At 70.4% G+C, this 25,987-nt stretch carries 24 protein-coding genes and 1 rRNA gene; 18 read left to right on the top strand and 7 right to left on the bottom strand.

The window, feature by feature from the left end; genetic code table 11:
* From rrf to AB0L37_RS26875, 9 genes are all read left to right on the top strand, one after another.
* Window positions 1-86: ribosomal RNA gene (gene rrf / locus AB0L37_RS26915) — 5S ribosomal RNA — on the top strand; the annotation flags it as partial.
* Window positions 87-149: 63 nt separating this feature from the next.
* Window positions 150-794: an HAD family hydrolase gene (locus AB0L37_RS26910; protein ID WP_365510495.1), complete on the top strand. Its 645-nt coding sequence runs from the start codon at window positions 150-152 to the stop codon at window positions 792-794.
* A 56-nt stretch (window positions 795-850) separates the two neighbouring features.
* The gene (locus tag AB0L37_RS26905; RefSeq protein WP_365510492.1) at window positions 851-2,086 is read left to right on the top strand and encodes an MFS transporter; all 1,236 of its coding nucleotides are present in this window, start codon (window positions 851-853) and stop codon (window positions 2,084-2,086) included.
* Window positions 2,037-3,212: an acetoin utilization protein AcuC gene (locus AB0L37_RS26900; RefSeq protein WP_365510489.1), complete on the top strand. Its 1,176-nt coding sequence runs from the start codon at window positions 2,037-2,039 to the stop codon at window positions 3,210-3,212. Before AB0L37_RS26905 ends, AB0L37_RS26900 begins: the two co-directional genes overlap by 50 nt.
* Before the next feature lie 88 nt (window positions 3,213-3,300).
* On the top strand, window positions 3,301-4,116 hold the full coding sequence (locus AB0L37_RS26895) for a phosphatase (protein ID WP_365510486.1): 816 nt from the start codon (window positions 3,301-3,303) through the stop codon (window positions 4,114-4,116).
* Between the two features lie 129 nt (window positions 4,117-4,245).
* A complete protein-coding gene (locus AB0L37_RS26890; protein ID WP_365510483.1) occupies window positions 4,246-4,458 on the top strand; it encodes a helix-turn-helix domain-containing protein in 213 nt (70 codons plus the stop codon).
* A gap of 149 nt (window positions 4,459-4,607) precedes the next feature.
* Window positions 4,608-4,706, top strand: a complete 99-nt coding sequence (locus tag AB0L37_RS26885; protein ID WP_003948845.1) for an AURKAIP1/COX24 domain-containing protein — start codon at window positions 4,608-4,610, stop codon at window positions 4,704-4,706.
* 268 nt (window positions 4,707-4,974) lie between these two features.
* Window positions 4,975-6,048, top strand: coding sequence for an NAD-dependent epimerase/dehydratase family protein (locus AB0L37_RS26880; protein WP_365510480.1), 1,074 nt, complete (start codon window positions 4,975-4,977; stop codon window positions 6,046-6,048).
* A 14-nt stretch (window positions 6,049-6,062) separates the two neighbouring features.
* Window positions 6,063-7,109 carry a lysophospholipid acyltransferase family protein gene (locus AB0L37_RS26875; protein ID WP_365510478.1) on the top strand — a complete coding sequence of 349 codons (1,047 nt, stop codon included), beginning with the start codon at window positions 6,063-6,065 and terminating at the stop codon, window positions 7,107-7,109.
* A gap of 72 nt (window positions 7,110-7,181) precedes the next feature.
* On the opposite strand, the gene AB0L37_RS26870 is transcribed toward AB0L37_RS26875, so the two are convergent.
* From AB0L37_RS26870 to AB0L37_RS26860, 3 genes are all read right to left on the bottom strand, one after another.
* The gene (locus AB0L37_RS26870) at window positions 7,182-8,390 is read right to left on the bottom strand and encodes a DUF5667 domain-containing protein (protein ID WP_365510475.1); all 1,209 of its coding nucleotides are present in this window, start codon (window positions 8,388-8,390) and stop codon (window positions 7,182-7,184) included.
* A gap of 238 nt (window positions 8,391-8,628) precedes the next feature.
* The gene (locus tag AB0L37_RS26865; protein ID WP_365510472.1) at window positions 8,629-9,432 is read right to left on the bottom strand and encodes an ECF subfamily RNA polymerase sigma factor, BldN family; all 804 of its coding nucleotides are present in this window, start codon (window positions 9,430-9,432) and stop codon (window positions 8,629-8,631) included.
* A gap of 337 nt (window positions 9,433-9,769) precedes the next feature.
* Entirely contained in the window at window positions 9,770-10,705 is a 936-nt protein-coding gene (locus AB0L37_RS26860; protein WP_365510469.1) for an HAD-IB family hydrolase, read from the bottom strand.
* Window positions 10,706-10,844: 139 nt separating this feature from the next.
* Here AB0L37_RS26860 and AB0L37_RS26855 point away from each other — a divergent pair, with 139 nt between their 5' ends.
* The 7 genes from AB0L37_RS26855 (at window position 10,845) to AB0L37_RS26825 (ending at window position 18,817) form a co-directional block, all read left to right on the top strand.
* Entirely contained in the window at window positions 10,845-11,123 is a 279-nt protein-coding gene (locus AB0L37_RS26855; RefSeq protein ID WP_365510466.1) for a glutaredoxin family protein, read from the top strand.
* Between the two features lie 309 nt (window positions 11,124-11,432).
* On the top strand, window positions 11,433-12,227 hold the full coding sequence (locus AB0L37_RS26850; protein WP_365510463.1) for a redox-sensing transcriptional repressor Rex: 795 nt from the start codon (window positions 11,433-11,435) through the stop codon (window positions 12,225-12,227).
* Window positions 12,224-13,879, top strand: coding sequence for a glutamyl-tRNA reductase (locus AB0L37_RS26845; RefSeq protein ID WP_365510460.1), 1,656 nt, complete (start codon window positions 12,224-12,226; stop codon window positions 13,877-13,879). The genes AB0L37_RS26850 and AB0L37_RS26845 overlap by 4 nt, the downstream gene beginning before the upstream one ends.
* Window positions 13,876-14,853 carry a hydroxymethylbilane synthase gene (hemC, locus tag AB0L37_RS26840; RefSeq protein ID WP_365510457.1) on the top strand — a complete coding sequence of 326 codons (978 nt, stop codon included), beginning with the start codon at window positions 13,876-13,878 and terminating at the stop codon, window positions 14,851-14,853. Before AB0L37_RS26845 ends, hemC begins: the two co-directional genes overlap by 4 nt.
* Complete coding sequence (locus AB0L37_RS26835) at window positions 14,850-16,523, top strand: bifunctional uroporphyrinogen-III C-methyltransferase/uroporphyrinogen-III synthase (RefSeq protein WP_365510454.1); 1,674 nt, start codon at window positions 14,850-14,852, stop codon at window positions 16,521-16,523. The genes hemC and AB0L37_RS26835 overlap by 4 nt, the downstream gene beginning before the upstream one ends.
* Window positions 16,524-16,627: 104 nt before the next feature.
* Window positions 16,628-17,617 (top strand): porphobilinogen synthase, encoded by a 990-nt coding sequence (gene hemB / locus AB0L37_RS26830; protein ID WP_365510451.1) that lies wholly within the window; start codon window positions 16,628-16,630, stop codon window positions 17,615-17,617.
* A 33-nt stretch (window positions 17,618-17,650) separates the two neighbouring features.
* Window positions 17,651-18,817, top strand: a complete 1,167-nt coding sequence (locus tag AB0L37_RS26825; protein ID WP_365510448.1) for a winged helix DNA-binding domain-containing protein — start codon at window positions 17,651-17,653, stop codon at window positions 18,815-18,817.
* A gap of 7 nt (window positions 18,818-18,824) precedes the next feature.
* Here the strand turns inward: AB0L37_RS26825 and AB0L37_RS26820 are convergent, their stop codons facing one another.
* The 4 genes from AB0L37_RS26820 to AB0L37_RS26805 all read right to left on the bottom strand — a co-directional run bounded on the left by AB0L37_RS26820 (window position 18,825) and on the right by AB0L37_RS26805 (window position 23,425).
* Window positions 18,825-19,373, bottom strand: a complete 549-nt coding sequence (locus tag AB0L37_RS26820) for a hypothetical protein (RefSeq protein WP_365510445.1) — start codon at window positions 19,371-19,373, stop codon at window positions 18,825-18,827.
* Window positions 19,374-19,726: 353 nt separating this feature from the next.
* Entirely contained in the window at window positions 19,727-19,873 is a 147-nt protein-coding gene (locus AB0L37_RS26815; RefSeq protein ID WP_365510442.1) for a hypothetical protein, read from the bottom strand.
* Window positions 19,874-20,057: 184 nt separating this feature from the next.
* Entirely contained in the window at window positions 20,058-20,243 is a 186-nt protein-coding gene (locus tag AB0L37_RS26810; protein ID WP_365510440.1) for a sigma-like protein, read from the bottom strand.
* 200 nt (window positions 20,244-20,443) lie between these two features.
* The gene (locus AB0L37_RS26805; RefSeq protein WP_365510437.1) at window positions 20,444-23,425 is read right to left on the bottom strand and encodes a BTAD domain-containing putative transcriptional regulator; all 2,982 of its coding nucleotides are present in this window, start codon (window positions 23,423-23,425) and stop codon (window positions 20,444-20,446) included.
* Between the two features lie 252 nt (window positions 23,426-23,677).
* Here AB0L37_RS26805 and AB0L37_RS26800 point away from each other — a divergent pair, with 252 nt between their 5' ends.
* Together AB0L37_RS26800 and AB0L37_RS26795 are read left to right on the top strand one after the other, a co-directional pair.
* Window positions 23,678-24,937 (top strand): amidohydrolase family protein, encoded by a 1,260-nt coding sequence (locus AB0L37_RS26800; protein ID WP_365510434.1) that lies wholly within the window; start codon window positions 23,678-23,680, stop codon window positions 24,935-24,937.
* A 113-nt stretch (window positions 24,938-25,050) separates the two neighbouring features.
* On the top strand, window positions 25,051-25,977 hold the full coding sequence (locus AB0L37_RS26795) for a TIGR03619 family F420-dependent LLM class oxidoreductase (RefSeq protein WP_365510431.1): 927 nt from the start codon (window positions 25,051-25,053) through the stop codon (window positions 25,975-25,977).
* Window positions 25,978-25,987 lie beyond the last annotated feature (10 nt).

The following is a 25,987-nucleotide window of genomic DNA, read 5'->3' as shown; positions in this document are numbered from 1 at the left end:
GTTACATTCCGAACCCGGAAGCTAAGCCTTACAGCGCCGATGGTACTGCAGGGGGGACCCTGTGGGAGAGTAGGACGCCGCCGAACAAATTTTAGAGAAAAGCCCCGTGCCATTCGGCACGGGGCTTTTCTGCGTTTAGGGTCGTGTTTATGCGCTACGACCTCGTCATCTTCGACAACGACGGTGTTCTCGTCGACAGTGAGCCCATCTCCAATACGCTCCTGGCCGCCTATCTCACCGAGCTCGGACACCCGACCTCGTACGAGGACTCCCTGCGCGATTACATGGGCGCCGCCATGCACCGCGTACACGACACGGTGTACGAGCGGAGCGGGGAGCGGCTGCCGGCCGACTTCGACGACGCCTTTCATGCGCGGGTGTTCGCCGCGTTCGAGCGGGAGTTGGAGCCCGTCGACGGCGTCGTGGACGTACTGGGGAAGCTGACGGCCGACGGGGTGCCGTTCTGTGTGGGGTCCTCGGGGAGTCATGAGCGGATCCGGGTCGGGCATCGGAAGACCGGGCTCGACCAGTGGTTCGGTGACGACCGGATCTTCAGCTCGCAGGACGTCGGGCGGGGGAAGCCGGCGCCCGACCTGTTTCTGTACGCGGCGCGGCGGATGGGGGTGGCGCCGGAGCGGTGCGTCGTCGTCGAGGACAGCCCGCTGGGCGTGCAGGCCGCCGTCGCCGCCGGGATGGATGTGTACGGGTTCACGGGCATGACGCCTGCGGAGCGGCTCGACGGGGCCACCGGGTTGTTCGGTGACATGAGGGAACTGCCGGACCTGCTCGGGTGAATTGAGACCTTGATCCATCTACCCAGCGGTAGGCGCGGGGCATACGCTGTGCCGCCATGAGCGATGGGACCGATGGCATAGCAGGTGCGCTGCGGTGGGGGCGGAGATCGCTGGGGTTCAGCTTCTTCGCGCAGGGGGCGGCGTTCGCGCTGCTGGTGACCCGGATCCCCGCCATTCAGGACCAGTACGGGATATCGGACGGGCTGCTGCCCGTCTTTCTGGCCGCGGTGCCGATCCTTGCCGGGGCCGGCAGCGTAGGCACCGAGCACTTGGTGAAGCGGGTGCGGCCCAGCCGGGTGCTGCGGTGGTCGCAGCCCGTCGTGCTCCTGGCGCTGCTCGGCGTGGGCGCCGGCGACAACCTGGTGGAAGTCGCCGTGGCGCTCGGGGCGTTCGGCCTCGCGGTGGGGGCGCTCGACGCGTCGATGAACATGCTCGGGGTGAGCCTGCAACGGGCGTACGGGCGCAGCATCATGCTCGGGTTCCATGCCGCGTACAGCCTCGGCGGGATCGTGGGGGCCTCGCTCGCCTGGGTGGGGGCGCACTGGGATCTGTCGCTGTTCGTGTCGTATCTGCCCGTCGCCGCCGTGCTGTTGCCGCTGTGTCTGGTGGGGAGCCGGTGGTACGTCGACGGGAGCGTCGCCGCCGAGGAGGAGGCCGTACGGCAGCAGTCCGGCGGGCTCGTCTTCAAGATGCTGTTGCCGCTGTGCCTGGTGATGTCGTTCGCGTACATCGGGGACTCGACCGTCTCCAACTGGAGCGCGAAGTACCTCCAGGACGTGCTGGGCAGCTCGGAGCAGCTGTCGACGGTTCCGTACAACGTCTACATGGTCATGACGCTCGTGGGGCGGGCCGTCGGGGACGTGGGTGTGCGGCGGTTCGGGGCCGTGGCGGTGGTGCGGTGCGGGACCGTGCTGGCCGCCGCCGGGTTCGGTGTGGTGGCCGTGGCGCCGGGGCCCTGGGTGGGGATGCTCGGGTTCACGCTGCTCGGGCTCGGGCTGTGTGTGATCGTGCCGCAGACGTTCGCGGCGGCGGGGCGGATGTTCCCGAACGCGTCGGATGCCGCCGTCGCCCGGCTCAATATCTTCAATTATGTTGGTTTTCTGGTGGGTTCGCCGCTTGTGGGGGCTCTGGGCGATGCGTGGAGCTATCGCGGGGCGATGCTCGTACCGATGGCGTTGGTGCTGGTGACGCTCGTGTACGCCCCTGCTTTCGGGAGCGGGACGGACCGATACGGTGGCAAGCATGAGCGGCCGCGCGCAGTTGATGTGGGACCCGGCGGTAGCGGGGTATGACTTCGGACCCGGGCACCCGATGGACCCGGTCAGACTGGATCTGACCCGGCGTCTCGTCGGGGCCTTCGGGTTGGAGCGGGACATCGAGGTCGTGGCCGCCAAGCGGGCCGGCGACTCGACGCTGCGGCTGGTGCACCGCGAGGACTACGTGGCGGCGGTCAGGGCCGCGTCCGCGGACCCCGAGGCGGCGGACCAGGCGTACGGGCTCGGCACCACGGACGATCCGGCGTTCGCGGGGATGCACGAGGTGTCCGCGCTGATCGCGGGGCAGTCGGTGGGTGCGGCCGAGGCGGTGTGGCGCGGGGACGCGCTGCACGCGGTGAACTTCGCGGGTGGCCTGCACCACGCGATGCCGGGCGCCGCCTCCGGGTTCTGTGTGTACAACGACGCGGCGCTCGCCATCGCGCGGCTCCTGGAGCTGGGCGTGGAGCGGGTCGCGTACGTGGATGTGGACGTGCACCACGGCGACGGGGTGCAGGCCGCCTTCTGGGAGGACCCGCGGGTGCTCACCGTGTCGCTGCACGAGCATCCCCGCACGCTGTTCCCGCAGACCGGCTGGCCCGAGGAGACCGGGGGCGACGGCGCCGCCGAGGGGACGGCCGTGAACGTCGCGCTGCCCGCGGGGACGGGCGACGCGGGCTGGGTGCGGGCGTTCCACGCCGTCGTACCTGAGCTGCTCGCGGAGTTCCGGCCGCAGGTGCTCGTGACGCAGCACGGCGCCGACACGCACTTCGAGGACCCGCTCGCGCACCTCGCCGTCTCGCTCGACGCGCAGCGGGCCGTGCAGGCCGCCTGCCACGAGCTGGCGCACGAGTACGCGGACGGGAAGTGGATCGCGCTCGGCGGCGGCGGATATGCCGTGGTCGACGTGGTGCCGCGGTCCTGGACGCATCTCGTGGCCATCGCGGCGGGGCGGGAGATCGCGCCCGAGACCGTGATCCCGGACGGCTGGCGGCAGGAAGTCTTCGCGCGGACACGGCAGTTGGCGCCGGCGCGGATGACGGACGGGCGGTGGCCCGTCGAGTTCCGGGAGTGGGGCGACGGGTACGACCCGGCGGACCGGCTCGACCAGGCGATCCTGGCGACGCGGAAGGCGGCGTTCCCGCTGCGGGGGCTGCTGCCCTAGGCGGGCGCTGTAGCGTCCGTTACTCCGACTGTGGGGTGTTTGGACGTTTTGTAGGCACCTGGCGGCTCAATGCACCAGCATCACAAGCGTGTTGAGCACCGGCGCCCTGCGTGCGCACCTCTTGGCGGCTCGGCTTGCCGGGCCCGTGGCGACCTCCCGCGAGGAGAGTCTGCGCAGTTACCGGCTCTTCGAGGCGCGTGATCCGCGTGTGCTGCTCGGGCTCGATCCCGAATGGGCCTGGGGGCAGCGGGACTTGCTCGCGCTCATGGCCGACAAGTGCGGGGTCTCGGCGGACCCCGGGCACACCTCGGGGTGCGATGTCATTGATCCGGAGCGTACGCTCACGGCCCTCGACGCCTTCGCGGACCGCATCGGCCGGGCCCTCGACAGTCGCTCCCCGGTACTGATCGGGACGGGACATCCGCATCGACTGCTCGGTTTCTACGCCGCGTTGGCGGACGCTTTGTCGGCGGCGGGATGCCCTGTCCTCACCCCGGCGCAGGGTCGCAGTGTCGACATAACGACCCGGTTTGGTCTACGTACGTACAACCTTGACTACGTACGAGGAGTCGCGCTGGTGCGCGAACCGGGCGCGACGCCCCCCGGGAGTGAGACCGGCGCGCACACCCACTCACCGCTCCCGGTTCGGCTCGCCCTGGCCGCGCTCGCGGAGGCCGGCGAGCCGCTGCCGGGGTTGGTCGTGGGGGACCACGGATGGGTCTGCGGTGCAGGTCAGTTGGGGTTCGAGGCCATCGGCCTGGCCGATACGGATGATCCCGCACTGTTCGTCGGTGAGGCCGAGGGGCAGGTGTCCGTCGTCGTTCCGCTTGATGACGCTGTGCGGTCTGATTACTACCGACCGCTTACTCGCTATGTACTCAATCGAGCGTGTCTGTCACAGTAGGCGGCCGATCGCTGCTCCTCTTCCCCACTCGCACCACACGCCCCTACATTGGGGAGTGAGCACGCAACGACGTTGAGTCACCGGAAGGGGAAGCCGGTGGCCGTCGAGTGCGGAAGGTTCAGGTGTGTCATGGCTGCTGGTGACAACAGGCCTCTCAACGAGGTGCAGTTTCTGACCGTGGCGGAAGTGGCCTCGGTCATGCGCGTCTCCAAGATGACCGTGTACCGATTGGTGCACAGCGGTCATCTGCCCGCGATCCGGGTGGGGAGGAGCTTCCGCGTCCCGGAGCAAGCGGTTCACGAGTACCTCCGCGAGTCCTATGTGGGGGTGGATGCAGGCTGATCCGTAGCCTGCGAAGCCCTCGATTTCTGGCTCGGCGCTCGGGCGGGGTACGCTGGCCCTCCGTAGGTCGTGTGGGCCCCAATGCAGCCCCGCACCGAGTGATTGTCCCCGCATTGCGGGGGTTGTCCGAGAAGTGAGCGAGGGTAGTCGTGGGCTCTGTTATCAAGAAGCGCCGTAAGCGGATGGCGAAGAAGAAGCACCGCAAGCTGCTGAAGCGCACCCGCGTGCAGCGTCGCAACAAGAAGTAAGCGACTGCTGCGTCAAGCGCACACTGTGGCCCTTTCACCGTTCGGTGGGAGGGCCGCAGTGCGTTGTGGCCGGTTCCTTGTGCCGGGTCGTTGTGCCTGTTCGTTGAACAGGGGAAAGTGCAAGCGGTAACGGTCTGTACGTGCGTCTGTGGCCGTCGTCACTTCCTGCATCGTGCGGTCATCACAGCGCAACACCTAACCGCTAACGTGGCTCGCGAGCAGTACATGCGGAGCGCGGCGGGGCTGGGACGGAAGGTAGGCGCTGATCTTGGGCAAGGTCGTGCTCGTGACCGGGGTGGCCCGGCAGCTGGGGGGCCGGTTCGTCCGACGGATCCAGCGTGACCCGGAGGTGGACCGGGTGATCGGTGTGGACGCGGTGCCGCCGGCGCACCATCTGGGCGGCGCCGACTTCCTCCAGGCCGACATCCGGCAGCCGACGATCGCGCGGGTGCTCGCGGAGCACCGGGTGGACACCGTCGTGCACATGGACGTGACCGGGACGCCGCTGGCCAGCGGTGGCCGCGGCTCGGTCAAGGAGACCAACGTCATCGGCACGATGCAGCTCCTCGGCGCGTGCCAGAAGGCGCCGAGCGTGAAGCGGCTCGTCGTGAAGTCCAGTACGAACGTGTACGGGTCGGCGCCGCGCGACCCGGCCGTCTTCACGGAGACGACGCCGCCGAAGTCGCTGCCGAGCGGCGGCTTCGCCAAGGACACCGTGGAGGTCGAGGGGTATGTGCGCGGGTTCGCCCGGCGCCGCCCCGATGTCGCCGTCTGCGTCCTGCGCTTCGCCAACATTCTTGGTCCTACGGCCGATTCGCCGCTCGCCGAGTACTTCGCGCTGCCGGTCCTGCCGACGGTGTTCGGCTACGACCCGCGGCTCCAGTTCGTGCACGAGGACGATGTGATCGAGGTGCTGCGGATCGCCTCGCACGATCCGGACCGGGGCACGCTCAACAGCGGGACCTTCAACATCGCCGGGGACGGCGTGCTGCTCCTGTCGCAGTGTTCGCGCCGGCTCGGGCGGCCGACCGTGCCCGTGCTGCTGCCCGCCGTGACCTGGGTGGGCGGCGCGCTGCGTACGCTGGGCGTGACGGACTTCTCGCCCGAGCAGATCAGGCTGCTCACGCACGGGAGGGTGGTGTCGACAGTCCAGATGCGGGACACCCTGGGGTTCAGGCCCACATACACGACGGCGGAGGCCTTCGCGGACTTCGTACGGGGCCGCGGTCCGGGACTGCTGCCGCCGCAGGCCCTCGCGGGGGCCGTGGACCGGATCGCCGCGCTGCCCTTCCTGGGCGGCGACCGCACGCCCAGCCACCCCCCGACGCAGAGCGCCAACTGAGGAGCGCAGCAACGATGGCGGACGCCAAGGTCATTCCGTTCGACGACGACAGGTCGCGGGGGGCGGTCGGCAAGGGTGCGGCCGCGCGCCGCAGGGGCCCGGGCGGCGGGCGGCGCACGGGTGAGCCCGCGGCTGTGCGCGAGGTGCAGCCGTTGCCGGCGCAGCAGCGGGAGGAGCCCGTGCCCGAGCCGCGCGAGGCCGCGAAGCCCGAGGCGGGGGGCGGGGGTTGGGACCGGCGGATCGCGGGCGGTCTGTCGTTCCTGCGGCGGCGGATCACCGGGGACTACGACGTCGACGAGTTCGGCTACGACAAGGAGCTCACCGACCAGGTCCTGATGTCGCTGCTCCGGCCGATCGCGGAGAAGTACTTCCGGGTCGAGGTGAAGGGGATCGAGAACATCCCGTCCGAGGGCGGGGCGCTCATCGTCTCCAACCACTCGGGGACGCTGCCGCTCGACGGCCTGATGATGCAGGTCGCCGTGCACGACAACCACCCGGCGGAGCGCCATCTGCGGCTTCTGGCGGCCGACTTGGTGTTCATGCTGCCGGTGGTGAACGAGCTGGCGCGCAAGGCCGGCCACACGCTGGCCTGCGCGGAGGACGCGCAGCGGCTCCTGGAGAGCGGTGAGCTGGTCGGCGTGATGCCGGAGGGCTTCAAGGGGATCGGGAAGCCGTTCAGCGAGCGGTACAAGTTGCAGCGGTTCGGGCGGGGCGGGTTCGTCTCGACGGCGCTGCGGGCGGGCACGCCGATCGTGCCGTGCTCGATCGTCGGGGCGGAGGAGATCTACCCGATGATCGGCAACGCCAAGACGCTCGCGCGGGTCCTGGGGTTCCCGTACTTCCCGATCACGCCGACGTTCCCGTGGCTGGGGCCGCTGGGGGCGGTGCCGCTGCCCACGAAGTGGACGATCCAGTTCGGCGAGCCGATCCCGACGGACGGGTATCCGCCGGAGGCGGCCGAGGACCCGATGCTGATGTTCAACCTGACGGACCAGGTAAGGGAGCAGATCCAGCACACGCTGTACAAGTTGCTGGTGCAGCGGCGGTCGGTGTTCTTCTGACGGCTTTTTCCGGTGCGACAGGCAGGTGAAAGGGCCCGGGGTGAACCCCGGGCCCTTTCCCACCGCCACGTGCTACTTCGCGTCCTCGCCGTCGATGCCCAAGCCGGGCAGCAGGCCCGGCAGGAGCGGGGGCAGGGTCACGTCCGGTTCGGCCGTGCCCGTGCCGCTGGAGCTGGCGTTCGACGGAGTCGGGGTGGACTTGTCGTCGTCCGGCGGGTCCAGGAGGCCGCCCGTGGTCTCGCCGAGCAGGCCGTCGCCGTCGTCCTTGCCGGTGCCGGAGCTCGACGGCTTCGGCTTGGTGGACGTGGAGCCGCTGCGGTCGCTGTCGGCGGAGCCCGACGGGGCCGTGCGGTCGCTGCCCGACGTCCCCGACGACGGGGCGCGGTGACGCCCGGTGCCGGGCTTGCCGCTCTGGTCGGGTGTCTGCGGCAGCAGCGAGCGCAGCGGGCCGACCTCTTGGTCTATGGCGTCGAAGACCGAGCTCACCTGGTCCCGTACGTCACCGAGCTGGACCGGGAGCTTGTCGCTGAGGGCGGTCCAGCTCTTCCGGTGCGACTCGGAGAACGCGGACAGCGCCTGGATCGGGCCGAGCGAGCCGTCGCGCTTGTACGCCTCGCTGAGCAGCCGGTGGCCCTCGGACGCGTCGTACTGCATCCCGGAGAGCGCGCGCCTGACCTCGCTCACGGACTCGTGGTCGAGCTGGCCGCCGCGGCCGCGGTCCATGAGCCGGCGCGCTTCGTTCAGCCGCGTCGACGCCTGGTCCAGGAAGATCCGGCCGCGGTCGGAGTCCCCGTCGGCCATGCCGAGCTTGAGGTCCTCCATGCCGCGCTTGAGGCCGTAGAGGTGGTCACCCGGCAGGGCGTCGGAGCTCGCGGCGGCCACACCGCTGAACGCGCCCGCGGCCACGCCCACCGTGAGTCCGCCCGCCGCGATGCCCTTGGACAGCCGGGAGCGGGGCCGCAGCTTGCGCAGCGAGGTCGCCCGGTGGGCGCCCTTCGAGCGCTGCTCCGGCACGGACGGGCTGGTGCCCTCCTTGAACATGGCCTCCATGGCGGCCACGAGCTGTGCCCGCTGCACCACCTTGACCTCGGGGTCCAGCTCCGGTTTGGGCAGCTCGCCGAGGCCCGCGGCCAGGGACAGCAACGTGCCCTGCTCGGCCTGGTCGCTCTGTCGAGCAGCCGGTTCTTCCGGCTGCTGCGCCGCCGCGCCCTGGTCGGAGTCGTCCTCCAGGGCCTGGGCGAAGGCGTTCGCCCGCCGGTGTGCCGAGACATTCGCGATCACTGGCGGCACCTCCTCTCGTCATGACGATCGACTCCCCAGGGGGTCCTGGGGTTGCACGCCCGCCCCGCTTGCACACGATCGAGTGAGCCAAGCCAGGTCGGGAGTGACCACAGGGAGCCTGCATCCCGCACAACGAGCGGCGCGGCACTTGGGTTACGGACGAAAGATGATCCGACCGCGATCCCATCTCGCCTTCACGGAAGGTGAGTTGAGGATTGCGGTCGGTCACGGGAATCGATCAGCGCGCGTCTTCGGGGAGCAGCCGGGCCAGTGTGCGTACGGCCCGGTACTGCAAAGTCTTGATCGCGCCCTCGTTCTTGCCCATCACGCGGGCGGTCTCGGCGACGGACAGACCCTGGAGAAAGCGCAGCGTGACGCACTCCTGCTGCTGCGGGTTCAGCCTGCGTACGGCGTCGAGCAGTGCCGCGTTCGACAGGGACTCCAGGACGGAGTCCTCGGGGGAACGCTCCACCTCGTTGGCGTCGAGCATTTCGCCCGTGGTCACTTCGAGACGGAAACGGCTCGACTTGAAGTGGTCCGCGACCAGGTTGCGCGCGATCGTGACCAGCCAGGCGCCGAAGTCGCGGCCCTGCCAGGTGAAGGTGCCGATACGGCGCAGGGCGCGCAGAAAGGTCTCGCTGGTGAGGTCCTCGGCCGTCGCCTTCCCGCCGACGCGGTAGTAGATGTAGCGGTAGACGGTGTCGCTGTACTGGTCGTAGAGGCGCCCGAAGGCATCGGCCTCGCCGGCCTGGGCGCGCTCGACCAGGTCCATCATGCGGGCGCTGTCGCTGTCCGCGGCGGGCCGACGGGCGGTGGACGTACCCGAGGCTCCGGCGGCGCCGGAGCGCGCGCGTCTGCCGACCGTGGCGGCACCGGAGTCGGCCATGGCGAAGCACGGGCCGGCAGGGCCGGCCACGGCGGGCGCGGCGACGGCGAGGGCGGGGACGGCGTACGCGGTGGGGACGAAGCCGCGCAAGCGGTCTACGACCGTTGCGCGCAGCGTAGCCAGGCCCGAGGCGTCAACCCCGACGTGTTGAAACACGGGACTCCCAGAGGCAGAGCTTCCATCACGTGCAGTGCGGGACCGTTCACCCGTCGTACTGACGAGTGGGTACCGGAATGCGTCTGAGGAGAATAACGCTTCGTGCAGGGAGCGCTACACCCAGTTGCTCAAATCATCGATTCCGTCACTTCTGTAGCTGATCGGCGATGCTTCAAGTACCAGAGAGTGACCACTTGTTGATCGGATTAGGTCATGTTCCGGCTGGGGTCGTGACGCGTTGTGGCCGAGTGGTATCTGCGTGACTGGCGGGAGCCGGTGCGGGGTAAGACCCTTCGATTGGCGCCGAGTCGGCGCCGGCGACTGCCTCGGCGTGGGGTCAGCGACGGCGGCGGTGCAGGGCGATCGCCGCTGCCGTACCGCCCGCGACCGCGCCGACGCCGGCTGCCGCGGGGATGCCGACCTTCGCGGCCTTGCGGCCCGTGCGGTAGTCCCGCAGGCGCCAGTCCCGCTCCCGCGCGTACTTGCGCAGCTTCGCGTCCGGGTTGATCGCGTACGGGTGCCCGACGAGCGAGAGCATCGGGATGTCGTTGTGGGAGTCGCTGTACGCGGCGCAGCGGCCGAGCTCCAGGCCCTCCGCCGACGCCAGCGCCCGTACGGCCTCCGCCTTCGCGGGTCCGTGCAGGGGCTCACCGACGAGCTTGCCCGTGTAGACACCGCCGATGGACTCGGCGACCGTGCCGAGGGCGCCGGTCAGGCCGAGGCGGCGGGCGATCACCGTGGCGATCTCCACGGGCGCGGCGGTGACCAGCCAGACCTTCTGGCCCGCGTCCAGGTGTGCCTGGGCGAGGGCGCGGGTGCCGGGCCAGATGCGCTCGGCCATGTACTCGTCGTAGATCTCCTCGCCGATCGACATCAGCTCGGAGACGCGGTGGCCCTTGACGATGGACAGCGCGCTGTCGCGGGCGTCCTGCATGTGCTCGGGGTCCTCGACGCCGGCGAGCCGGAACCAGGCCTGCTGCCAGGCGAACCTGGTCAGTTCGCGGCGCTGGAAGAACTTCCGCTTGTAGAGGCCGCGGCCGAAGTGGAAGATCGCGGCGCCCTGCATGACGGTGTTGTCGAGGTCGAAGAAGGCGGCGGCCTTGTCGTCGCCGACGACCGGGAACTCCGGTTCCTCGGCGGCCTGGTCGAGCGCCTGCTGCTCCTCCAGCTCCTGGGAGGACTTGCGGGCGGCCTCGGCCGAAGCCTCGCCAGCCAGCACGCTCCGCGCGGTGGCGGAGCGCCTACGGGGGGTGAGCCATCCGAGAGCGGCCATGCCGTGAGCATAGCCATTCTGTTCGGTGCTTCCGGAGTCGAGCGGATTTCGGGAATCTGTCGCCTTGTGAAATCCCGGCTGCGAAGGGCGCCGTACGGGGCGTCGTGCGGGGCGCGTGGAGGGGGCCAGAATGGCCGGTATGAGTCCCATTTTTCGCCGGAGCGAGAAGAAGAATCCGCAGGAGCGCCTCGTCACCCTGATCGGGAAGCCGGGGTGCCATCTGTGCGACGACGCACAGGCGGTGATCGAGAAGGTCTGCGCCGAGGTGGGCGCGTCCTGGGAGAAGAAGGACATCAATGAGGACGAGGAGCTGTACCGCAAGTACTGGGAGCAGATCCCGGTCGTCCTCGTCGACGGTGCGCAGCACGACTTCTGGCGCGTGAAGGAGGAGCGGCTGCGGCGAGCGCTGGCCGGCTAGGAGGTCGCACACGTCACTGACCGAGGAGTCCAAGTGGTCCCGAAAGTCGCTTAGGATCGGGGGCGGTTTTGGTCTCGGGGGCGTGGATCGTAAGGAAGGTGTGCGGTTTTGCCCCCCACAGGTGAGCAACGAAGCTGCCTGCGCGCCGGTTCCACTTCCGCGCGCCGGGGGCGCGTGACCCCGGTCACGTTGGCCGGGCAAATCGGACACCATCTTTGTGCACGCGTTCACAAAGACATAGCCTGCATTCGACGGGGCGGTCCAGGAACGAACGGCCGCCCACAGCCCCGCTCTACCCGCAGGAGCACCGTGGCAACCAGCCGAACTCACCGACCGGCGACCCGCAGCCGAGGCATTCCCGAGGCCACCGTCGCCCGGCTTCCGCTGTACCTCCGAGCCCTCACCGCTCTGTCGGAGCGCTCGGTGCCCACGGTCTCCTCCGAGGAGCTCGCGGCCGCGGCGGGGGTCAACTCCGCGAAGCTGCGCAAGGATTTCTCCTACCTCGGCTCCTACGGGACGCGCGGTGTCGGCTACGACGTCGAGTACCTCGTCTACCAGATCTCGCGCGAGCTGGGCCTCACGCAGGACTGGCCGGTCGTGATCGTCGGTATCGGTAACCTCGGTGCGGCGCTTGCCAATTACGGTGGTTTCGCCTCGCGCGGCTTCCGGGTCGCGGCCCTCATAGACGCTGATCCGGCCATGGCCGGCAAGCCCGTCGCGGGCATGGCCGTGCAGCACACCGATGACCTGGAAAAGATCATCGACGACAACGGCGTCTCCATCGGCGTCATCGCGACCCCGGCCGGTGCCGCGCAGCAGGTCTGCGACCGGCTCGTCGCCGCCGGTGTCACCTCCATCCTGAACTTCGCGCCGACCGTCCTGTCCGTGCCGGACGGTGTCGACGTACGCAAGGTCGACCTCTCCATCGAGCTGCAGATCCTCGCCTTCCACGAGCAGCGCAAGGCCGGCGAGGGCGCGCTCGAGGCCGCCGAGGGTGCCGTCGGCGTCGAGGGTCCTGCCGCCAAGGTCACCAAGCCCGCCGCCGGCAACGGCACGGACCGCAAGGGACCCGACGGGGACGTGCCCGCCGTGATGCCGGCATGAGCCTCCTCGTCGTCGGGCTGAGCCACCGCAGCGCTCCGGTCAGTGTGCTGGAGCGGGCCGCGCTGAACCCTGAGACCCAGGCCAAGCTCCTTCAGGACACCCTCGCGGCCGAGCCGGCCGCCGAGGCCGCCGTCCTCGCCACCTGCAACCGCATCGAGCTGTACGCGGACGTGGACAAGTTCCATGCCGGTGTCGCCGAGCTGTCGACGCTGCTCGCGCAGCACAGTGGCGTCGGTCTGGACGAGCTCACTCCTTATCTTTATGTGCACTACGAGGACCGGGCGGTGCACCACCTGTTCTCGGTGGCGTGCGGGCTCGATTCCATGGTCGTCGGCGAGGGCCAGATCCTCGGCCAGATCAAGGACACGCTGGCCCGGGCGCAGGAGCTGCACTCGGCGGGCAAGCTCCTCAACGACCTTTTCCAGCAGGCCCTCCGGGTCGGCAAGCGGGCGCACTCCGAGACGGGCATCGACCGGGCCGGTCAGTCGCTGGTCACCTTCGGCCTGGAGCAGCTCGCCGTCGGGCAGCCGGTGGACGCGTGGGCGCAGGGCAAGCGCGCGCTCGTCATCGGCGCCGGGTCGATGTCGTCGCTGGCCGCCGCCACGCTCGCGCGGGCCGGAGTGGCCGAGGTCGTCGTCGCCAACCGGACGGTGGAGCGCGCCGAGAGGCTGGTGGAGATCCTTGGCGAAGCCGGTACGGCCGCCCGGGCCGTCGCCATGGACGCCGTGGCCGATGAACTGACACGTGCCGACGTCGCCATCTCCTGCACCGGCGCGACCGGCCTCGTGCTCACCGCCGACGCCGTGCGCGCCGCGGTCGCGGGCCGCACGCCGACCGCGGGCGCCGAGGTGCCCGCGCCTTCGACTCCCGCCTCCGGCAAGGGCGTTGTCGACAGCTGCCCGGTCGAGGCCGTGCGCGGCGGGTTCTCCGTCGAGGGCGAGGCCGCCGTCGCCGGGTTCGACGCGGCGGCCCTGGAGCAGCACGGCGCCTGGGTGGACAACGCCCCGGGCGAGCGGGTGCGCGCCCCCGAGGCGTCCGAGGCCGAGGCCATCGCCGCGCTGGCCGCCGCGGGACGCGTGCCGGAGATGCGCCGCGAGCGCGCCCCCGAGCCCGTACGGCATGTGGCACTCGCCCTGCTCGACCTGGCGATGCCGCGTGACATCGACGCGGCGGCGCACCGTATCGACGGGGTCCGCCTCGTCGACATCGAGTCCCTCGCCGAGGCCTCCGCCGACGCACCGATGGCCGCCGATGTGGACATGGTGCGGGCGATCGTCGGCGAGGAGGTCACCGCGTTCGGCGCCGCCCAGCGGGCCGCGCACATCACGCCGACCGTCGTCGCGCTGCGCACGATGGCCGCGGACGTGGTGGCGAACGAGATCGCGCGCCTCGACGGCCGGCTGCCCGGCCTCGACGACAAGCAGCGCGCGGAGATCACCCAGACCGTGCGGCGCGTGGTGGACAAGCTCCTGCACGCGCCGACCGTACGGGTCAAGCAGCTGGCGGCCGAGCCCGGCGGTGCCGGGTACGCGGACGCGCTGCGGACCCTGTTCGACCTGGACCAGGAGACGGTGGCTTCCGTCTCCCGCGCCACCCCCCAAGACCGTGAATCCGCAACCGGCACGGCAGGCAAGAATCGAGGCCCGGCATGACAGCCGAGAGAGCACTGAGGCTGGGCACAAGGCGCAGCAAGCTGGCCATGACCCAGTCCGGTCATGTCGCCGATGCCGTACGGCAGTTGACCGGCCGCGAGGTCGAGCTCGTGGAGATCACCTCGTACGGTGACGTGAACCGCGCGCACATCTCGCAGATCGGCGGCACCGGGATCTTCGTCACCGCGCTGCGCGACGCGCTCGACAGCGGTGAGATCGACTTCGCGGTGCACTCCCTCAAGGACCTGCCGACCGCGCAGCCCGCACAGCTGACGCTGGCCGCGATCCCCGAGCGCGAGGACCCGCGCGACGTACTGATCGCCCGCGACGGTCTGACGTTCACCGAGCTGGCAGCCCAGTCCCCGACGGGGGCTGCCAAGGTGGGCACCGGTTCGCTGCGCCGCATGGCCCAGCTCAACGCGTACGCGAAGAGCCACGGCCTGCGCATCGAGACCGTGCCGATCCGGGGGAACATCGACACCCGCATCGGATACGTGGAGAAGGGTGAGCTCGACGCCGTGGTTCTCGCGGCCGCCGGGATCAGCCGTATCGGCCGGAGCGGAGAAGTGACCGACTTCCTCTCCACCGACATCGTCCTGCCCGCCCCCGGTCAGGGGGCACTGGCAGTCGAGTGCACCGCCAGGAACGGTGAACTCGCCGCCGCGCTCGCCGAGTTGGACGACCCGTTCACCCGGGTCGCCGTCACGGCCGAGCGAGCCCTGCTCGCCGCCCTGGAGGCCGGCTGCAGCGCACCTGTGGGTGCGTTGGCCGACCTGCTGGCCGACGGGCAGATTGTCAAGGAAATGCGCCTGCGCGGCGTCGTCGGCAGCACCGACGGCACCGAGCTCGTGCAGCTGTCCACCACCGGTCCCGTGCCCTCGTCCGAGGACGAGGCGCTGGCTCTCGGGCGCGAACTCGCCGCCGAGATGCTGGCCAAGGGTGCGGCCGGTCTGATGGGGGAGCGAGCACTTTGAGCCCCACCACCGCTGAATCGACCGCCTGCGCACCTGGGCACGTCACCTTCCTGGGTGCCGGTCCCGGTGACCCAGGACTGCTGACCCTACGGGCCGTGGAGGCCCTGACCCGAGCGGATGTGCTGATCGCCGAGCCCGAAGTGCTCGACGTCGTACGCACGCACGCCAGGTCGGGCGTGACCGTGCTCGACGCGGACACGCCGGGGCTGACGGCTGCTGACGAGACGTCAACTGCCGTCGCGGTCCCGGCTCTGAGGGACTGGGCCAATCTTGTCATGCAGGCCGCGCGGAGCGGCAAGCGGGTCGTGCGTGCGGTCTCCGGGGACCCCGGGCTCGACACGTACGCCGCCGAGGAGATGCTCGCCTGCGCCTCCGAGGGCATCGACTTCGAGGTCGTCCCGGGCGTCGCGGCGGCCGTGGGCGTGCCTGCGTACGCCGGTGTGCCGCTGCGGGACGCACAGGGCGCGGACGTCCGTTTCGTGGACGCCCGTACGGCCTCCGACCGCTGCTGGACCGAGGTCGGCGCGTCCGACGGCACGGTCGTCGTGTCGACGACGCTCGACGCGGTGGCCGCGGCCGCCGGTGAGCTGGTGACGGCGGGCCGCAAGCCCGACACCCCGCTCTCCGTCACGGTCGCCGGTACGACGACCCGGCAGAAGACCTGGTCGGCGACGCTCGGCACGATCGCGCAGACGCTGAAGCAGGCCAAGGTCCTGCCGTCGCCGGAGGGCAACCGTCCGGTGATAGCCGTGGTCGGTGAGCGCAGTGCCGCCGCCCGGCGCGACCAGCTGTCGTGGTTCGAGTCCAAGCCGCTCTTCGGCTGGCGGGTGCTCGTGCCGCGCACGAAGGAGCAGGCGGAGTCGCTCTCCGACCAGCTGCGCTCGTACGGCGCGGTGCCGCACGAGGTCCCGACCATCGCCGTCGAGCCGCCGCGTACGCCGCAGCAGATGGAGCGCGCGGTCAAGGGCCTGGTCACCGGCCGCTACGAGTGGATCGCCTTCACGTCGGTCAACGCGGTCAAGGCCGTACGCGAGAAGTTCGAGGAGTACGGGCTCGACGCGCGTGCCTTCGCCGGGATCAAGGTCGCGGCGGTCGGCGAGCAGACGGCGCAGGCCCTGATCGCCTTCGGCGTGAAGCCGGACCTGGTGCCGAGCGGCGAACAGTCGGCCGCCGGTCTCCTGGAGGACTGGCCGCCGTACGACCCGGTCTTCGACCCGATCGACCGCGTCTTCCTGCCGCGTGCCGACATCGCCACGGAGACCCTCGTCGCCGGGCTCATCGAGCTGGGCTGGGAGGTCGACGACGTCACCGCGTACCGGACCGTGCGCGCCTCGCCGCCGCCGGCCGACACCCGTGAGGCGATCAAGGGCGGTGGCTTCGACGCCGTGCTGTTCACGTCGTCGAGCACGGTGCGCAACCTGGTCGGCATCGCCGGCAAGCCGCACAACGTGACGGTCATCGCCTGTATCGGCCCGGCCACGGCGAAGACCGCCGAGGAGCACGGCCTGCGGGTCGACGTCATGGCTCCCGAGCCGTCGGTGCACAAGCTGGCCGCCGCGCTCGCCGAGTTCGGCGCCCGGCGGCGGGACGCCGCCATCGAGGCAGGGGATCCTGTGACCCGGCCCAGCGAGCGCCGGCCGGGGGCGCGGCGCCGCAGGGCCGCCCCGTAAGAGAGAGTGGGGGCGGGTGCCCGGTTTCGGCCGGATGCCCGCCCCGCTTCATTTTCGTAGTCGCGTATGCGTGTACGCGGCTGTAGGTACGAGGTGACACAACAGTGACTCGGTACGGCTCTTTCCCTGGTGCGCGGCCCCGGCGTCTGCGTACGACCCCCGTCATGCGGCGCATGGTCGCCGAGACGCGGCTGCATCCGGCCGACCTGATCCTCCCGGCGTTCGTGCGCGAGGGGATCGCGGAGCCGGTGGAGATCGGCTCCATGCCGGGCGTGTACCAGCACACGCGTGACTCCCTGAAGAAGGCGGCCGTCGAGGCGGTCGAGGCGGGCCTCTCCGGGATCATGCTGTTCGGCGTACCGCTGGACGAGAAGAAGGACGGGGCCGGCACGGTCGGCACCGACCCGGACGGCATCCTCCAGGTCGCGCTGCGCGACGTACGGGCCGAGGTCGGCGACGACCTGCTCGTCATGTCGGACCTGTGCCTCGACGAGTTCACCGACCACGGGCACTGCGGTGTCCTGGACGCGGACGGCCGCGTCGACAACGACGCCACGCTCGAGCGGTACGCCGAGATGGCGCAGGTGCAGGCGGACGCGGGCGCCCACGTCGTGGGACCCTCCGGCATGATGGACGGTCAGATCGGCGTCGTGCGCGACGCGTTGGACCAGATCGGCCGCGAGGACGTGGCGATCCTCGCGTACACGGCGAAGTACTCGTCGGCGTTCTACGGCCCGTTCCGCGAGGCCGTCGGCTCGTCGCTGCGGGGCGACCGCAAGACGTACCAGCAGGACCCGGCCAACACCCGTGACTCCCTGCGGGAGTTGGCGCTCGACCTCGAAGAGGGCGCCGACATGGTGATGGTCAAGCCGGCCGGTCCCTACCTCGACATCCTCGCGAAGGTCGCCGAGGCGTCGGACGTGCCGGTGGCCGCGTACCAGATCAGCGGCGAGTACGCGATGATCGAGGCGGCGGCGCAGCGCGGCTGGATCGAGCGGGACAAGGCGATCCTGGAGTCGCTGACGGGGATCAAGCGGGCGGGCGCGAGCATGATCCTGACGTACTGGGCGACCGAGGTGGCGCGGCAGCTCTGAGTTCCTGGTTCCAGGGGCGGCAGAATGCGCGGTATGGAGATCACCGCGCGGGCCCTCAACAGGGCGACTCTGGCACGGCAGTTGCTTCTTGAGCGGGCCGATGTGCCGGTCGAGGACGCGGTCAGGCGGGTTGTGGCGCTTCAGGCGCAGCAGCCCGCTTCGCCGTATGTGGCCCTGTGGAACCGGGTCGCGGGCTTCGAGGCGACGCAACTGGACGCCCTGTACGCGCAGTTCCGGGTCGTGAAGTCGACGCTGATGCGGATCACGCTGCATGCCGTGCACGCCGACGACTACCGGGATTTCCGGGCGGCGGTGGAGCCGACGGTACGGGGGGCGCGGCTGCGGGACCGGCGGTTCAAGGGGTCGGGGCTCACGGAGGCGGACGCGGCCCGGCTGCTGCCGGAGCTGCTGGCGCTCGCGCAACGGCCTTGCGGGGCCGCCGAGTTGGGGGAGTGGCTCGCGGAGCGGGCTGCCGTGGAAGCGGAGTTGGCGCGCCCCGCGTGGCGGATGCTGCGGCAGTGGGCGCCGTTGTGGCACGCGCCGGTGGAGGAGGCGCCGTGGGGGTTCACGTCGGACAGCAGGCAGGGGTTCGTCGCGGCGCGGGGCGAGCTGCCCCGGCTGGACGACGCGGAGGCGGTGGAGGCGGGCCTCGCGGAGCTGCTCCGCCGCTACCTGGAGGGCTTCGGGCCGGCGTCGGTGGCGGACATGGCGCAGTTCGGACTCGTCCAGAAGGGGCGGGTGCGGGCGGCGCTCGGACGGGTCGAGGGTCTCGCGGAGCTGACCGGGCCCGGCGGGGTGGCGCTGTACGACGTACCGGGCGGGGTGCTGCCCGACGAGGACGTGCCGGCGCCGCCGCGGCTGATGGCGATGTGGGACAGCGTGCTCCTCGCGTACGCGGACCGGGGCCGGGTCATCCCGCCCGAGTACCGCAAGCATGTGACCCGGGTGAACGGGGACGTGCTGCCGACCGTCCTGGTCGACGGGTATGTCGCCGGGGTGTGGCGGGTGGTCGACGGGGGCGCCGTGGAAGTGGGGGCGTTCCGGCCGCTGCCGGCGGCGGTGTGGGAGGCGCTGGAGGAGGAGGCGCGGGGGATCGGGGCGTGGCTGGGGGCGCGGGACGCGGGGGCGTATCGGCGGTACGACCACTGGTGGGTGAAGGGGTTGCCGGTGGAGGAGAGCCGGGTGGTGGCGGGGGCGTGATGGTGGGTCACGGGGTCGAGCGGCGGCGTACGACGTAGAGGGTGCCGCCGATCGCGCCGGCCATGAGGAGGCCGCCGAGGACGAGCTGGGCGGTGTCGAAGGCGGTGACCTTGTCGTCGGCGCCGATGCCCGCCTTGACGCCCTTGCCGACGGTGGGGGAGTCGGGCCGGGGCGGCGGGGTGTGCGCGCTGCCTCCGGCGTGGCCGACGTTGATCCGGTGCGTCGATGTGGTGCCGCCGGCGCAGGTCACGGAGACCGAGTGCGTACCGGTGGTGGACTCCGCGACGGTGGCGGTGCCCGTGTAGGTCCCGGCCGAACCGGTGGACAGCTCGACGGCCTCGGAGAAGGCGGTGGACGTCGCCGTCGCGGAGGTCTCGGTGCAGCCACCGGCCACGGAGACGATCACCGTGGAGCCGGGGACGGCGGGGTCGGGGGTGATGGAGAGGGTGGGCTGGTCCTCGGCCACGGCGGTGCCGGTGACGGCGGTGCCGGAGGCGGCGGTCAGAGCCAGGACCGTGAGCGCGGCTGCGGCGAGGGGGCGGCGTGCGGGGCGCATGGGTGGGGCTCCGTTTCCGGTTTCCGGGAATCCGTTCGTCCATGGAAAGCAGAAAGGGGGTGGGGTGGCGCGTTGGGGTGGGCCGTTTGCGGGGTGCTTTCATGCCGGCTGCCCACGAGCGAGGGACGTCCGGGCCGCCGCGTGCACGGCATGGGTCTCGTCCATGGCGGCGCGCCGGGTGGGACGGCCACGAAACCGGACTTGGGTTCCAAGGGCCCCCCGGGGGCGGGGGCAGCTTGGTGTCGCGGACAGGGGGCGCTGTGCGGGAGGCCCGTGTTGGAGCAGCGGCGGGGAGTACGGCGAACGGGGCCCAGCTTGAGCTGAGCCCCGTTCGTCGTGAGAGTCGAGGAGCCTTACGGCTGGTGGCTGTCCAGCGTGGTGACGGTGCCGTCGGCGGGCGGGACGGGCGCGTGCTGGTCGGCCATCGCCGGAGCCGTCGCTCCCGCTGCGACGCCTACGATCATGGCGGCGGTGACGAGGATCTTCTTGGCGCTGGTCATTCCAACTCCTTGTGGGGAGGCTGGTGTTGCCGGTCGATGAGTGACGCTAGTGACAGGCGGGGTCGTTGTTCGAGAGGGTCGAACGGTTCTCGCCACCGATTGGCCTGAACCGGCTCCGGACATGCCTCGGCCGCGGCGGCTCCCCCTCCGCGCCGCCGCGGCCGATCCCCGTCGGGATGAAGGTCTACTTGCCGTCCAGGTCCAGGGCCGGCGGGGCGGGCGCGTGGTTGTCCATCGTGGTGATGGTCTCGTCCACGGGCGGGGCGGGCGCGTGGTTGTCCATCGTGGTGATGGTCTCGTCCACGGGCGGCGCAGGCGCGTGGTTGTCCATCGTGGTTATTTCGTCCGTCTTCTTCTCTGCCTGCGTCATCTGATGCGTCCCCTGGATGTTGAAGTCTGGTGTGGACGGCCCTGTCCAGCAGCTCCCCCGAGGGCTGCTGGACAGGGGTCTCGTCGGCTCCAGCCTAGGTGGCGGAGCCTGCCGATCCGCCTACCCCCCGATGCGACGGCTCGATGACTTGAGCTTGGCAGTTCGGCATAAACAATCGATGAACGTGCTACTTGGGTGCCTCAGACCGTCGGTGCCGGTGACAGCAGCGACCTGATCTTGACGGCTTCCGGGGAGTCGGCAAACTCGTAGATGCCCAGCGCCTCGGTCCAACAGGCACGTGCCCGGTCGGTCTGGCCGAGGCCCGCCAAGGCCTGCCCAAGCGCGGTGAGGATGCCGGCCCGTAGCCGGTCACCGCCGATGAATCCGATGGAGAGCGCCTGCTCAGCGTGTTGCGCTGCCGAGGTGAGGTGGTGCTCCGCGAGGTGCGCCTCAGAGATCCGGAAGTGGGTGGTTCCCTCCCAAAGGCGCTGCCGGTTGGCGCGGAACATTTGCAGCGACTCGGTCAGTTCCGTCAATGCTTCGGAGGCTCGACCTGCAGCGGTAAGAGCAAGCCCGAGGGCGTACCGAGCATTCGCCAGACGCAGGGCCAGGCCGAGGCGGTCGTAGATGTTCATCCCCTGCTGCGCCAGGGAGATCGCCCGTTCTGTGTGTCCCATGGCCAGGTGGACTCGGGACAGATTGCAGAGCGCGCTTGCTTCACCAGGAGCGTTGCTGTCAGCCCGCGACTCGGCAATGGCCTGGAGAAGCGCAACTTCAGCTTGTTCATACCGGCCCTGGAGCAGTGCAATGATGCCCCGGTCGTTGCTTGACCAGAAGAGCGGCGCGGCATCGTGGGCAGACCGTGCCAGTTGAAGCGCTGCCTCCGCCTCGCTTTCAGCTTCGTCATAGCGTCCCGCAACAAGGTGGACGTTTGTCAAAGCTGTCCGTGCGCGACCTTCTGCGTGATCGTCGCCCAGAGAGCGCGCCGCATCTCTGGCCCCGATGGCGACCAACTCGTATTGCTTGGAGTTGGCTCCGGACTCGCCAAGGTCCTTGGCCGACCAGATGAGGTCGACTCCGCGCCGGAGACGGCCGGCGTTACAGGCCTGATGCGCGGTGGCCAGCAGGCAATTCGCCTCCGCGTAGAGCCAATCCAGCGCCTCATGGCGATCGCTGAACTTCAGCCCGGGATAACTCGTCGGCTCCAAATGGGCCACCAGTCGGTCCCCCGGCCGCTCAATCGCATAAACCCCCGCCGCCGTGGCCAGATAAAAGTCCAGCAGGCGTGACATCGCCGTCTCCCGCTCCACCGGCGGCAGTTCGTCCCGTTCCGCGCACGCACGCGCGTAGAGCCGTACGAGGTCGTGGTAGCGGTAGCGGCCGGGGGCCGCCGATTCCAGGAGGGATGTGTCGACCAGGGATTCGAGCAGGTCCTCCGTCTGTTCTACGTCCAGGTCGAGGACCGCTGCTGCCGCCGCAAGGGAGATGTCGGGGCCGTCCGCGAGGCCCAGGAGGCGGAAGGCTCGGGCCTGGGCGGGTTCCAACTGGCCGTAGCCGAGTTCGAAGGTGGCCTTCACCGCCAGGTCGCCGGCCTGGAGTTCGTCCAGGCGGCGGCGTTCGTCGGCGAGTTTTGCCGCGAGGACCGAGACCGTCCAGGTGCGGCGGGCCGCCAGGCGGGAGGCTGCGATGCGGATGGCCAGGGGGAGGAAGCCGCAGGCCGCCACGACGTCCAGGGCCGCCTCGCGTTCCGATGCGACGCGCTCCTCGCCCACGATGCGCGTGAAGAGGAGGAGTGCCTCCTCGGGGGACATCACGTCCAGGTCGACCAGGTGTGCGCCCGCGAGGTCGACCATGCGGACGCGGCCCGTGATCAGCGCCGCGCAGCCTTCCGTGCCCGGGAGGAGGGGTCTGACCTGGGCGGCGTCGCGGGCGTTGTCGAGGAGGACCAGGACGCGCCGGCCGTCGAGGGTCGAGCGGTAGAGCGCTGCCCGTTCTTCGAGGGAGTCCGGGATCGCCGAGTCCGCCGTGCCCAGGGCTCGGAGGAAGGAGCCGAGGACCGTTTCCGGTTCCGCGGCTCGTGCGCCCGCGCCCTGGAGGTCGACGTACAGCTGGCCGTCGGGGAAGGAGGCGCGCGCGGCGTGGGCCACGTGGACCGCGAGGGTTGTTTTGCCCACGCCGCCGATGCCCGCCACCGCCGAGACCGCCATGACCGAGCCCGAACCGGCTTCGGGCGACGCCGAGGAGAGGACCTCGCTGAGTTCGCGTACGAAGGAGGCGCGGCCTGTGAAGTCTGGGACTGTTGCCGGGAGTTGGGCCGGGCGGATCAGGGGCGCCGCTGATTCCGTCGTCGGGGACGACGGTTCCGCCAGTGCCGGGTCCGCTTGGAGGATGCGCTGTTGGAGGTCGGAGAGGCCGGCGCTCGGGTCGACGCCGAGTTCGTCGGCCAGGAGGCGGCGGGTGTCCGCGTAGACCGCGAGGGCTTCCGCCTGGCGGCCGCTGCGGTAGAGGGCCAGCATGAGGAGTTCGCGGAGGCGTTCGCGGAGGGGGTGGGCCGCGGTGAGGGCCGTCAGTTCTGAGACCGCTTCCGCGTGGCAGCCTTGTTCCAGGTCCATGTCCAGGCGGGTTTCGAGGAGTTGGAGGCGCCATTCCTCCAGGCGGGCGCGCTGGGTCTCCGCGTAGGGGCCGGGGACGTTGGCCAGGGGTTCGCCGTCCCAGAGGTTCAGGGCCTCGTTGAGCAGGGTTCGGGCGTGGCAGAGGTCGTTGGACTGGCGGGCCTTCTCGGCGTCCGACCACAGGGATTCCGCCGTCGTCAGGTCGAGCGCGTCGCGGCCGAGCGAACGGATCGCGTAGCCGCCCGACTCGCTGACCAGGACCCCGGGGTTCAGGATCTTGCGCAGGCGTGAGGCGTAGGTGCGGAGGGCCGCGAGGGCTTGGGAGGGGGGCTCGTCGCCCCACACCGCGTCGATGAGTTCGGAGGCCGTGGCTGTGCGGCCGTCCCGCAGGAGCAGGGCCGCGAGCAGGGCGCGCTGCTGCGGTGAGCCCGTCGCCAGTAGTTCGCCGCCGCGCCAGGCCCGGACCGGGCCCAGCACGCTGAACCGCAGGTCGGAGGCCGGGCCGGCCTCGGGGGTGTCCTCGGGCAGGCCGGATCGCCGCTGCTCCGGCACCCGCGGTACACCGTCCATCGTCGCTGCCCCCTGCCGCCGCACAGCACCCGTCACATCGCATCTTGGTCGTACGTCGTCCAGACGGCGCGCCGACGCGGACGGCGTGCGGTCGAGGACAACTCCGCCAGTTTGCCTTGTTCATGGCAGATACGTCAGCCACGGGAGACAGCCATCACAGACATCTCACGTGTCCGGGCCGGACCGTCAGCGCCGCGGACCGTCACGACAGCGGAGCTGACGGGTCGTCAGATCGGCGCTACCGTGGCCCGTATGGAGACTTCGGAGAGCGCCAACGCCCACAATGCCCTGAAATCCGATGAGTTCCCCCTCATCATCTCCGTCGACGACCACACCGTCGAACCCCCGAACGTCTGGTCCGACCGGCTGCCGAAGAAGTACCTCGACGTCGGGCCGCGCATCGTCCGCGCGCCGCTGAGGGACATGACCTTCCTCGGCGGGAAGTTCGCGCCCGTCATGGGCGAACCCGGCGACGACGGCCCCGTCGGCGACTGGTGGGTCTACGAGGATCTGCACCGGCCGCTGACCCGGCTCGACACCGCCGTCGGCTACGACAGGGACGAGATCAAGCTCGAGGTCATCACGTACGAGCAGATGCGCAAGGGGTCGTACGACGTCCCGGCCCGGCTCGCGGACATGGACGTCAATCACGTGCAGTCCGCCCTGTGTTTTCCCACGTTCCCGCGCTTTTGCGGGCAGACCTTCACCGAGGCCTCGGACCGTGAGCTCGGGCTGCTCGGCGTGCGCGCGTACAACGACTGGATGGTGGAGGAGTGGTGCGGGCCCGAGGCCGGCGGGCGGCTGATACCGCTGACGCTCATCCCCCTGTGGGACGCCGAGCTCGCCGCCGCCGAGGTGCGCAGGAACGCCGCCCGCGGGGTGCGCGCCGTCGCGTTCTCCGAGATTCCGCCGCATCTCGGGCTGCCCAGCATCCACACCGATGCGTGGGATCCGTTCCTGCGCGCGTGCGACGAGACCGGGACCGTCATCGCCATGCACATCGGCAGCAGCAGCAAGATGCCGTCGACGTCCGCGGACGCGCCGCCCGCCGTCGGGTCCACCATCACCTTCGCCAACTGCTGCTTCTCGATGGTGGATTGGCTCATGAGCGGGAAGTTCGAGCGGTTCCCGAACTTGAGGATCATGTATGCCGAGGGGCAGATCGGGTGGATTCCGTACATCCTGGAGCGTGCCGATGTCGTATGGGAGGAGAACCGGGGGTGGGGCGGCGTCGCCGGCAAGGTGATGAAGCCGCCGAGTGAGTACTTCGCTGACCACGTGTTCGGGTGCTTCTTCGACGACGCCTTCGGGCTGAGGAATCTCGATGCCGTCGGTGTCGCCAATGTGTTGTACGAGACGGACTATCCGCACTCCGACTCCACCTGGCCGAAGTCCAAGGAGGTCGGCGAGGCGCAGATGGGGCACCTCGCGCCGGATCTCGTCGAGCGGATCGTGCGCGGCAATGCAATTGAGCTGCTGGGGCTGAGCGCCGACGGTCTGTGGGCGCCGTAGTCGCGCAGTTGTGGGCGCCCACCCCCTTGCCTGACGGTGCGTCAGATACGACGATGAGGGTCGCCGTCGGACATGACGGGCCGTCAGATAGGCGTTGAGCCTGAGGGGTTCCTATGGCGTCACTCGCGTACGGGATGCAGCTTCCCGTCCAGTCGCAGAGCACCATCTACGCCGAATCGTGGGAGGCGGCGGCCGGTCCCGGCGACCTCGTCGAGATCGCCCGCGCCGCCGACCGGGGCGGCTTCTCGTACGTGGCCTGCTGCGACCACGTCGCGATCCCGCGGCGGCTCGCCGATGCCATGTCGACGACCTGGTACGACCCCGTCGCCACTCTCGCCTACCTCGCCGCCGCCACCGAACGCGTCCGGCTGCTCAGCCATGTCGCCGTCGTCGGGCTGCGGCATCCGCTGCTCTCCGCCAAGCAGTACGCGACCCTGGACCACCTCAGCGGCGGGCGGCTGATCCTCGGGGTCGGGGCCGGGCACGTACAGGAGGAGTTCGAGGCGCTGGGTGTCGACTTCGCCCGGCGGGGGCCTGTGCTCGATGAGACGATCGATGCGCTCAGGGCCGCTTTGGGCGCCGATGAATTCCCGTCCCACAAGGGGGAGTTGTTCTCCTTCGAGGGGTTGGGGCAGCGGCCGCGGCCCACGCAGGCCCATGTGCCGGTGTGGGTCGGCGGGTCCTCCGGGCCCGCCGTGCGGCGGGCCGCGCTCAAGGGCGACGGGTGGCTGCCGCAGGGCGATCCGCGCGACCGGCTCCCGGCGCAGATCGAGAAGGTGAAGCGGCTGCGCGCCGAGGCCGGCGTCGAGGCGCCGATCGTCATCGGGGCCATCACCGAACCGCTGTACGTGGGCGTGCCCGGGTGGGACGTCGGGCGGCGGACCGTTCACGGGGCGCCCGGTCTCGTCGCCGAGTCGCTGCGGGCGTACGCCGCCATGGGCGTTGACCAGATTCAGGTGCGTTTCCGCAGCCGGGGGCGTGCCGAGCTCGTCGACCAGATCGACGCGTTCGCCGCCGATGTCGCACCCCAACTCACCTGAGGAGCAGAAA

It is taken from the genome of Streptomyces sp. NPDC052225, assembly GCF_040679615.1.
In the GTDB taxonomy this organism is placed as follows: Bacteria; Actinomycetota; Actinomycetes; order Streptomycetales; family Streptomycetaceae; genus Streptomyces.
This window is presented reverse-complemented; position numbering and strand designations above follow the sequence as displayed.